The sequence below is a fragment of the Bacillus sp. AY2-1 genome (genome assembly GCF_008368965.1).
Classification (GTDB): Bacteria; Bacillota; Bacilli; order Bacillales; family Bacillaceae_G; genus Bacillus_A; species Bacillus_A thuringiensis_S.
Genome location: NZ_QPEL01000094.1, coordinates 1 through 9,457 on the forward strand (window position 1 = coordinate 1; position 9,457 = coordinate 9,457).

A 9,457-nucleotide genomic window follows, 5' to 3' on the forward strand; every position below is an offset into this window, starting at 1 on the left:
TACTTCAATCGCTCAATACGCTGCAATTGAAGCATTAACAGCAGCTAAAGACGCACCCAAAATGATGCGCCACCAATATAAAAAACGCCGTGATTACGTATATAATAGACTCACTCAAATGGGATTAACAGTTGAAAAGCCAACAGGTGCATTTTACTTATTCCTGGTCATTTGACATCTTCATCATTTGATTTTGCATTTGATACTCCGTGATTACGTATATAATAGACTCACTCAAATGGGATTAACAGTTGAAAAGCCAACAGGTGCATTTTACTTATTCCCATATGTTGGTCATTTGACATCTTCATCATTTGATTTTGCACTTGATCTTGTCAAAGAAGCTGGACTAGCTGTAGTTCCTGGAACAGCATTCTCTGAATACGGTGAAGGCTACCTTCGCTTGTCCTATGCGTATAGTATTGAAACTTTAAAAGAAGGCTGCGACCGATTAGAAGCCTTTCTAAAGAAAAAAGCTAAGAGTTAAACTCTTAGCTTTTTTATGCATAATGATCACAAGTTTGACGTTTTAGTAATTTATGAGGAATAATGATACACTTTGCAGTGGATTCTGCATTCTCTACTTTATCAACTAAAGCTTTTGCTCCCTCATATCCCAGCTGATAAATATTCACATCAACTGTCGAAAGTGGAGGGCTCGCAATTTCTGATAATAAAGCATTATTAAAGCTTACAATAGAAACATCCTTCGGTACAACGAATCCTTTTTTAGAAAGAGCACTTAACACACCAAGTCCAATTAAGTCATCCGTTGCCATAATTGCCGTCGGCGGTTGCTGCAGTCCCATTAATTCCTCAACCGCTTGTTGACCACTTTCCCTCGAAAAATCAAAATGTAAAATATATTCTTTTGGTAATACAATGTCTGCTAATTTCAAGGCATCACTCATACCAGCTAAACGATCTCTCGTTACAAGTAAATCTAATCCACCACCAATGAACGCGATTTGCTTATGCCCTAATGAAATTAAATATTCTGCCACTTCTCTTGCAGCTGTATAATTGTCATTATCTACATATGTAATTTCATCTTTTCGATCATATGGTTTTCCTATTAAAACAAACGGGAAATTTTGTTCATGTAAATATTGAATAATCCGATCATTCTCTCTTGAATATAAAAGAATAATGCCACCAATTTGGCGTCCCTGTACCATCTTTACGACACCATTAAAAATTTCTTCTTCCGTTTCACCTGTCGACATGTAAAGCGCATAACCTTCTACGTGTGCAAATGAACTAATCCCTCTTATAACTTCTGGGAAAAATGGATTTTGAAAAGCTTTACTTGCAGAACTTGGCATAACAAGGCCAAGTGTTTTCGTCGTTTGGTTCGCAAGATTTCTCGCATTTAAATTAGGATGATACCCTAATTCACTCATTACTTTCCTAACACGGCGCTTTGTCTTTTCACTTATACTTGGATTATCAGCAATTACACGAGAAACTGTTGATGGTGCAACATTCGCTTGCTTCGCCACATCTTTAATTGTAACTGTCATAAAAATCCCCCTCCTCTCATTTCTCTGCCATTTTTCATATATTTTATCTCGCACTCATTGCAAGTCATAAATTTTTATTTCTTATATCTTGCAAAACTAATCCTATTCTCCCTCTTCATGTATTGTAAGGGATATAGCTATTTTTTCCTATACTATAATATACTATTTATTTGACATCTTTTCGCATGTGATGTCAAATCTCTTTTCATCTCCCTATAAAGTTATTTATGGGGAGATGAAAAGAAAAATGGGACGTAATGTCCCATTTTTCATCCTTTCGTACCTCCAGCTGTTAAACCGGAAACAAAATATTTCATTGTAGTACCTCCAGCTGTTAAACCGGAAACAAAATATTTTTGTAGTGATAGGAATAAAATTGAAATCGGGATCGCAATTAACACAGAACCCGCTGCAAACGTTGTAAATTCATTACCGAATTTCTTCGCAACCATTTCATATAATCCAACTGCCAAAGTATAATTTTCTGGTGTTCGCAAAATAATACTCGCTAAAATGAAATCTGTAAATGGACCAATGAAAGTAAATAACGCTACAACCGCTACGATTGGCTTTGCAAGTGGCATAATGATTTGCCAGAAAATACGGAAATGCCCTGCTCCATCCATTCGAGCTGATTCATCCAACTCTTTCGGAATCGTATCAAAATACCCTTTCATAAGCCATGTATTCATCGGAATTGCTCCGCCCACATAAATTAAAATTAATGCAAGATGTGTATCAAGTAATCCTGTTAACTGAGCTAATATATATAGTGCGATTAACGCTGCAAAATTCGGGATCATTTGCAAAATTAAAAATGTTAATAAACCATTCTTTCTTCCAACAAAACGATATCTCGAAAATGCATAAGCAGTAAAACTAATGGCTAGTACAGAGAAAATCATCGTCATTACGCTAACTTTCAAAGTATTTTTATACCAAAGTAAGTAATTACTTGAATCGAGATCAAGTAGCTTGCGATAATGATCTAATGTGGCATTTTTCGGAATAATACTTGACCCAGATAAACTATCCCCTGGATTAAACGATGAGCCAATTATCCATAGTAATGGATAGAAAATAATCGCACACATTATGAAGATAACTAAATAACTTAATGAAAGACGTAGCATCTTTTGTCGTTTAATATTCATTTACATCATATCCTCTTCTTGGAATGATTTTGTTCTCTTAAATTGCCATAACGCAACTGTAATAACAATTAACGATAAAATCATTGTAAGAGCTGCTGCTTTGCCGTACTGAGCCGAAGTCATCGTTAACTTATAGATCCATGAAATTAAAATATCCGTTCCACCTGCATTTTGTCCAGACACAGCAGGTCCTCCGTTATTAAATAGATAAATAATACTAAAATTATTAAAGTTAAACGTATATTGCGTAATTAATATTGGCGCTGTTGCATATAACACAAGTGGCAATGTAATTTTGCGGAACTGTTGCCAAGCAGTTGCTCCATCTACTGTAGCCGCTTCATATAATTCTCCTGGAATCGATTGCAATATACCTGTTGTCATTGCAAAGACGAACGGGAAACCAAGCCATGTTTGAATCATAATTAAAGCAATCTTTGACCAAAACGGGTCTGTCATCCAAGCAATCTTTTCAATCCCGAATAAAGCTAATACTTGGTTATTAATTGCTCCAAATGTTTCATTAAACATACCAGCAAATACAAGAATAGATACGAATGCTGGAACAGCCCACGGTAAAATAAAGATTGTTCGAATAATTGCCTTACCTTTAATACCAGGCTGATTTACGATAATCGCTAAAAAAATACCAAGTGCAACTTGTAATGTTGTTGCAACGAATGTCCAAATGACAGTCCAAGAAAATACACTTAAAAATGTATCTCTCCACATCGGTAATGTGAAAATATCAATAAAGTTTTTAAAACCCACCCAATCTACTAATTTAGCTGGAGGAGAATGATATAAATCATAGTTTGTAAATCCAATTAAAATTACGAAGATGATTGGAAATACGACAACAAAGATAAGTAGTAGAAAACCTGGTGAAACCATTAAATAAGGAAAGCCTTGATCTAACAAATTACGGTATTGCTCTTTTACAGAATTTAACGGTGTTCCTATATCACGTTTCTTTCCATTTTGATATGCATCATATAAGTTAAATGCATATATGCCGAGCCCAAACGCGATAACGATAAGTGCCAAAATCCCTTCTACTAATAGAAAGACAGAATGGTCACGTGGAACTTCTGTACCGAGCGTTACAATGCCCCATAATCCCATATTTAATAAATCAGCAAAGGCTACAATAAATGAACCTGTTAATACTAGAAAAATAAGACCTTTTACAAATTGTTTATTATATATTTGGCCCATGCCCGGAATGATTGATAACACGGTTGCCATTTTCCTATGCTTTGAATGGTTTAACCCCTTTGCAGGTTCCATAGATGTTTGCATGTTCCTTCCCCCTTTTTTCTTCCCACATGGAAGGGAGAGAATTCGTGCCCCTCATATTAGAGGCACGAATTTCACCTTATTTTTTCTTACTATGATTTGCCTCAATATTACCTTTAATTTGTTTCACTGCACTATCAAGTGCGGATTTTGGTGCTTCTTTATCTGATACAACTAATTGAAGCGCATCCCCAGCTGGTTTCCAAACTTCCTGCATTTCTGGAATATTCGGCATTGGAATTCCATTTTCCGATTGCGTCGCAACCGCTTTTGCAGCCTCATTTTCTTTAATGATTGGATCTTCCATTACTGATTTTACTGGTGGAATTTCTTTCGTTTTCTCAAAGCGAATTTTAGCATTTTCTTCATTTGTAACCCACTCAGTAAATTTTGTAGCTAAATCATTTTGTTTAGAGAAGCTTGTTACATGCCATCCTTTTACACCAACGAACGTTTTCATCGGTTGACCATTTGGTAATTTCGGCATTGGAGCAACACCATAATCTATTCCAGCCTTTTCCATCGCTTGGAATGCCCATGGACCATTCATAATAGATGCTGCTTTTCCTTCATTAAACAATCCATCTGCAGCTGAACCACCAGATTCACCGATAATACCTTTCGGGAATAACTTTTCTTTGTACCATTTTTGAATATATTCAGCACCTTGTACCGCACCGCTATTATTTAATCCAATATCATTTGCATTTGGCTTTCCATCTTTTTCACCAAATACATAACCACCCATACCTGCCATAAATGCATTAGCGAAGTAGAAGTTATCTCCTAGTGCTAAAAATCCGTATTTTCCATCTTTCGTAAAGTCTTTTGAGAAGTTAAACAGTTCATCCATCGTTTCGGGTGCTTTTTGCATCATTTTTTTATTATAAATAAAGATTGGTGTTTCAATCGCTTTTGGTAAACCGTATATTTTTCCGTTATATGTTTGTGCTTCTATTGATAAATCTGTAAATTTACTTTTTACTGTATCATCTACTTTCACTTCTGAAAGTAGCCCTTCTGTTACCGCATTACCAATATGATCATGTGGCAATGTTACAACATCTGGCCCTGTGCCAGCTGGACCGTCGAGACGAAGTTTTTCTATTTGTTTCGTCATCTGAACCGTCGAGACGAACTTTTACTTTCACATTATGTTTCGTCATCTGAACCTCTTCAACTTTTACTTTCACATTATATTTCTTTTCAAAACTTTTCACCGCTGGCTCTAGACCCACACCTTTTTTCTCATCTTCCCAAACAAGAAGGTCATAGTCTTTTTTCGCTTTACTTTCCTCTTTTTCCCCTGAATCTTTCGGTCCACATGCAGATAACATACCAATAGATAATGCTGAAACCGTTAATAATGATAATGCTTTCTTCATCCCAAAAACCTCCCTAAATTGTCTATGTACCTCAGTAACTGAAAACGTTTGCATTTAATAGTTTAATTGAAGCGCAAACAATATCTCAAGTCTATGAAAACGTTTGCGCTATTTGTCTATCATTATACATTCTTTTATTCATTTTGCAAATATTAATTTAAAAATTATGTCATTATACTCTTTATACATTGACTTTATATGAAATGAATACTACTCTTATAAGCAATATTAAAGCTACGAGAAAGGCAATCGTTTGCAATATAGGCTTTATTATTACACTTAAGGGAATACTATGTATAGAGATATTGAAGGGGGATTTTCTATATGTTTAAAGAAGCCATTTATCATAGGCCGAAAGATAATTATGCATACGCTTATGATGAACAAACAATTCACATCCGAGTACGTACTAAGAGAGATGATATTCAAAGCGCCGATCTTATTTACGGTGATCCTTACGAATGGAAAGACGGGAAATGGATATCATCAAGTACACCCATGAAAAAAACGGGTTCTACTGCATTATTTGATTATTGGTCCATTTCAATCGAACCCAAATTTAAGCGCTTACGTTATGGGTTTGAATTAAAATCTGAAACAGACACTCTTATTTATACAGAGCGAGGATTCTTTTCTAACATTCCAAATGATGATGTTGGTAACTTTTTCTGTTTTCCATTTATTCATGCAGATGATGTATTCAAAGCACCATCTTGGATTAAAGACACCATTTGGTATCAGATTTTCCCTGAACGATTTGCTAATGGCGATAGTACGCTGAATCCAGAAAACACTCTTCCCTGGGGAAGTACGAATCCAACTCCAACTAATTTTTTCGGTGGAGATTTTGCTGGTGTTATTCAAAACCTTGATTACCTTGTTAAGCTTGGCATTTCCGGAATATATTTCACACCTATTTTCAAAGCTCATTCAAACCATAAATATGACACAATTGACTATATGGAAATTGATCCACAATTTGGGACGAAAGAAACTTTCAAAGAGCTCGTTGAAGAATGTCATAAGCACGGTATAAAAGTAATGCTCGATGCTGTGTTTAATCATAGTGGATACTTTTTCGAGAAATTTCAAGACGTACTAGAGAACGGTGAGAAGTCCGCATATAAAGAGTGGTTCCACATTCATGAATTCCCAATTATAACCGAGCCACTTCCAAATTATGATACTTTCGCCTTTACACCGTATATGCCTAAATTAAATACAGCTCATCCAGATGTAAAAGAATACTTACTTGAAGTAGGACGTTATTGGGTACGAGAATTTAATATAGATGGCTGGCGCCTTGATGTCGCAAATGAAGTCGATCACAATTTTTGGAGAGAATTCCGAACTGAAATAAAGACATTAAATCCTGAAGTATATATTTTGGGAGAAATTTGGCACGATGCCCTTCCATGGCTACAAGGCGATCAATTTGATGCTGTCATGAGCTACCCTGTTACAAACGCTCTACTTTCTTACTTTGCTAACGATTCCATTAAAGCAAGTGAGTTCATGAAGCAAATTACAGAATCTCTACATTCCTACTCTATGAATGTAAATGAAGCAGCCTTTCATTTATTAGATAGCCATGATACTCCAAGAATTTTAACAACATGCAACGGAGATAAAAATAAGTTGAAATTGCTCTATGTATTCCATCTTTCTTTCATCGGCTCTCCATGCATTTATTACGGAGATGAAATCGGCATGGATGGTGGTATGGACCCCGATTGCCGTAAATGTATGATTTGGGATACTAAAGAACAAGATCATGCATTATTTACACATATACAAACATTGATTTCATTACGAAAACAACATGAAGCTTTTGGAGGACATGGTACTTTTCAATTCATCGAAGCAAATGATGAACATAATTATATTTCTTATACGAAAACATATGAGGATGAAACTATCTTTTTCGTTTTAAACCCTACTAATAGTGAAGTTACAGTTTCACTCCCTCTTCATGTTACTGGTAAGAAAATAATTAACATTTATACAAATGAAGAATTTTCAGCGGAAGCAAGTGTATTACAAGTTACACTTCCTCCATATGGATTCTCCATATTAAAATGGTAATCCAAAAAATCCTTATGCCAAGGTGGCATAAGGATTTTTCTTATTTCAATTTGAATACTATCGCTTCATACGGACGTAATGTAATGTTATCTATCGATCCGATTTCTACATCGTAATTGTGTATAAATAATTCTGATTCACTATAACTAATATCCTCAGGCATTTCAAATACACTTTCATCCGCAGTAAAGTTTGCAATAACAAGTAGTTTTTCGTCTCCATATGTTCTTACATAAGCAAAAACAGAAGGATTATTCTCTAATATTAAATCATATGATCCATATACAACTATTTCATTATTTTTGCGTAGCTCAATTAATTTCTTATAGTAATAAAAAATTGAACCTTCATCTTGGATTGCTTGTTTCACATTAATCTCTTTATAGTTAGGATTTACAGTAATCCAAGGTTCACCTGTTGTAAATCCAGCGTGATTCTGATCATCCCACTGCATCGGAGTTCTAGCATTATCACGACCCTTTATATAAATAGACTCCATTACTTTTTCTATATCTTCACCATGGTCTATCACTTTTTCTTTATACATATTTAACGTTTCAATATCTCGATATTCATCAATTGATTGGAATCGAACGTTCGTCATTCCGATTTCTTCACCTTGATAAATATATGGCGTTCCCTTCATCATATGAAGAACTGTCGCTAACATTTTTGCTGATTCAATGCGATACATTCCATCGTTACCAAAACGAGATACAACGCGAGGCTGATCATGGTTATTCCAATAAAGGCTATTCCATCCGGTATGCTCTAATGCTTTTTGCCACTTTGTCAAATTCTCTTTTAAAGTAAGAAGTGAGCATGGTTTTACATCCCACTTTCCACCTTCTCCTGAATCTAAATCCATATGTTCAAATTGGAATACCATTTGCAACTCTTTTCGTTCTTCTCCAGTATACAATTTGGCTTCTTCTGTCGTTACACCTGGCATCTCACCAACCGTCATAATATCATAATGCGATAATACTTCCTCATTCATTTCATGCAAATATTTATGAATGTTTGGACCGTTCATAAAATGTTTATGACCTGAAACATAGCCATCTTCATCTGTTTCAACAGTTGGTAATCCTTCTTCTTTAGAAATAAAATTGATCACATCCATGCGGAATCCATCAATTCCTTTTTCTAACCAAAACTTCATCATCTCATAAACATCTTGTCTTACCTTTTCATTATCCCAGTTTAAATCCGGCTGTTTTTTAGAAAACAGATGTAAATAATATTCATCCGTCATTTCATCGTACTTCCATGCAGACCCACTAAAAGCAGCTCCCCAGTTGTTCGGTTCTTTCCCTTCTTTTCCAGGACGCCATATATAGTAATCTCTATATTTATTATCTTTTGATTTACGTGATTCAATAAACCACTTATGTTCATCAGATGTATGATTAACAACTAAATCCATCATCAATTTCATATTACGTTCATGCATTTCATGTAATAGCTCATCCCAATCTTCCATTGTTCCGAACTCGTTCATAATCTTACAATAATCGCTTATATCATAACCATTATCATCACATAGATTGGTGTTAACTAATAGCTAACAAAACACATCAATTCTTACCAACTCTTTCTTAATTATACTAGAATTGCTTATATCATAACCATTATCATCATTTGGAGATTCATAGACTGGTGATAACCAAATCACATCAATCCCTAACTCTTTTAAATAATCTAGCTTTGAAATAATCCCTTGAAGATCTCCTATACCATCACCGTTACTATCCATAAAGCTACGAGGATAAATTTGATATACTACGCTTTCTTTCCACCATTGTTTTTCCATTATGCTACCCCATTTCATTCATAATTCATTTTTCTCTTTTTTAAGGCGCAAACGTTTTCATTAATGAATGATAACAGATTCTATCTCAATTTAAAATAGCGCTTACAATTTTTATTGTTCTTTTTCTAAGAAAACATACGAAAATTACTAATAACTCTTCAATAAATGAAAACGTTTTATTTTTTTATTTATTTT

General features: G+C 34.8%; 4 protein-coding genes and 3 pseudogenes. 2 read left to right on the plus strand and 5 right to left on the minus strand.

Annotated elements, in window-relative coordinates; genetic code table 11:
- A pseudogene (locus tag DN403_RS21045) lies at nt 1-487 on the plus strand (aminotransferase class I/II-fold pyridoxal phosphate-dependent enzyme); the annotation flags it as partial.
- Between the two features lie 13 nt (nt 488-500).
- Here the strand turns inward: DN403_RS21045 and malR are convergent.
- The 4 genes and pseudogenes from malR to DN403_RS21065 form a co-directional block, all read right to left on the minus strand.
- Nucleotides 501-1,523 carry a maltose operon transcriptional repressor MalR gene (gene malR / locus DN403_RS21050; protein ID WP_149185719.1) on the minus strand — a complete coding sequence of 341 codons (1,023 nt, stop codon included), beginning with the start codon at nt 1,521-1,523 and terminating at the stop codon, nt 501-503.
- Nucleotides 1,524-1,792: 269 nt separating this feature from the next.
- Nucleotides 1,793-2,677, minus strand: coding sequence for a maltosaccharide ABC transporter permease MalD (malD, locus tag DN403_RS21055; protein WP_149185720.1), 885 nt, complete (start codon nt 2,675-2,677; stop codon nt 1,793-1,795).
- Nucleotides 2,678-3,979: a maltosaccharide ABC transporter permease MalC gene (gene malC / locus DN403_RS21060; protein ID WP_001194983.1), complete on the minus strand. Its 1,302-nt coding sequence runs from the start codon at nt 3,977-3,979 to the stop codon at nt 2,678-2,680.
- A 76-nt stretch (nt 3,980-4,055) separates the two neighbouring features.
- Nucleotides 4,056-5,361, minus strand: a pseudogene (locus DN403_RS21065) (extracellular solute-binding protein).
- Between the two features lie 324 nt (nt 5,362-5,685).
- On the opposite strand from DN403_RS21065, the gene DN403_RS21070 reads away from it, so the two are divergent.
- Nucleotides 5,686-7,446 (plus strand): alpha-glycosidase, encoded by a 1,761-nt coding sequence (locus tag DN403_RS21070; protein WP_000471787.1) that lies wholly within the window; start codon nt 5,686-5,688, stop codon nt 7,444-7,446.
- 40 nt (nt 7,447-7,486) lie between these two features.
- Here the strand turns inward: DN403_RS21070 and DN403_RS21075 are convergent.
- A pseudogene (locus DN403_RS21075) lies at nt 7,487-9,262 on the minus strand (glycoside hydrolase family 13 protein).
- Nucleotides 9,263-9,457 lie beyond the last annotated feature (195 nt).

Bases quoted from the DNA above. Each gene is read 5' to 3' on its own strand.
- malR (WP_149185719.1), bottom strand. From the start codon at position 1,523: ATGACAGTTACAATTAAAGATGTGGCGAAGCAAGCGAATGTTGCACCA.
- malD (WP_149185720.1), bottom strand. From the start codon at position 2,677: ATGAATATTAAACGACAAAAGATGCTACGTCTTTCATTAAGTTATTTA.
- malC (WP_001194983.1), bottom strand. From the start codon at position 3,979: ATGCAAACATCTATGGAACCTGCAAAGGGGTTAAACCATTCAAAGCAT.
- DN403_RS21070 (WP_000471787.1), top strand. From the start codon at position 5,686: ATGTTTAAAGAAGCCATTTATCATAGGCCGAAAGATAATTATGCATAC.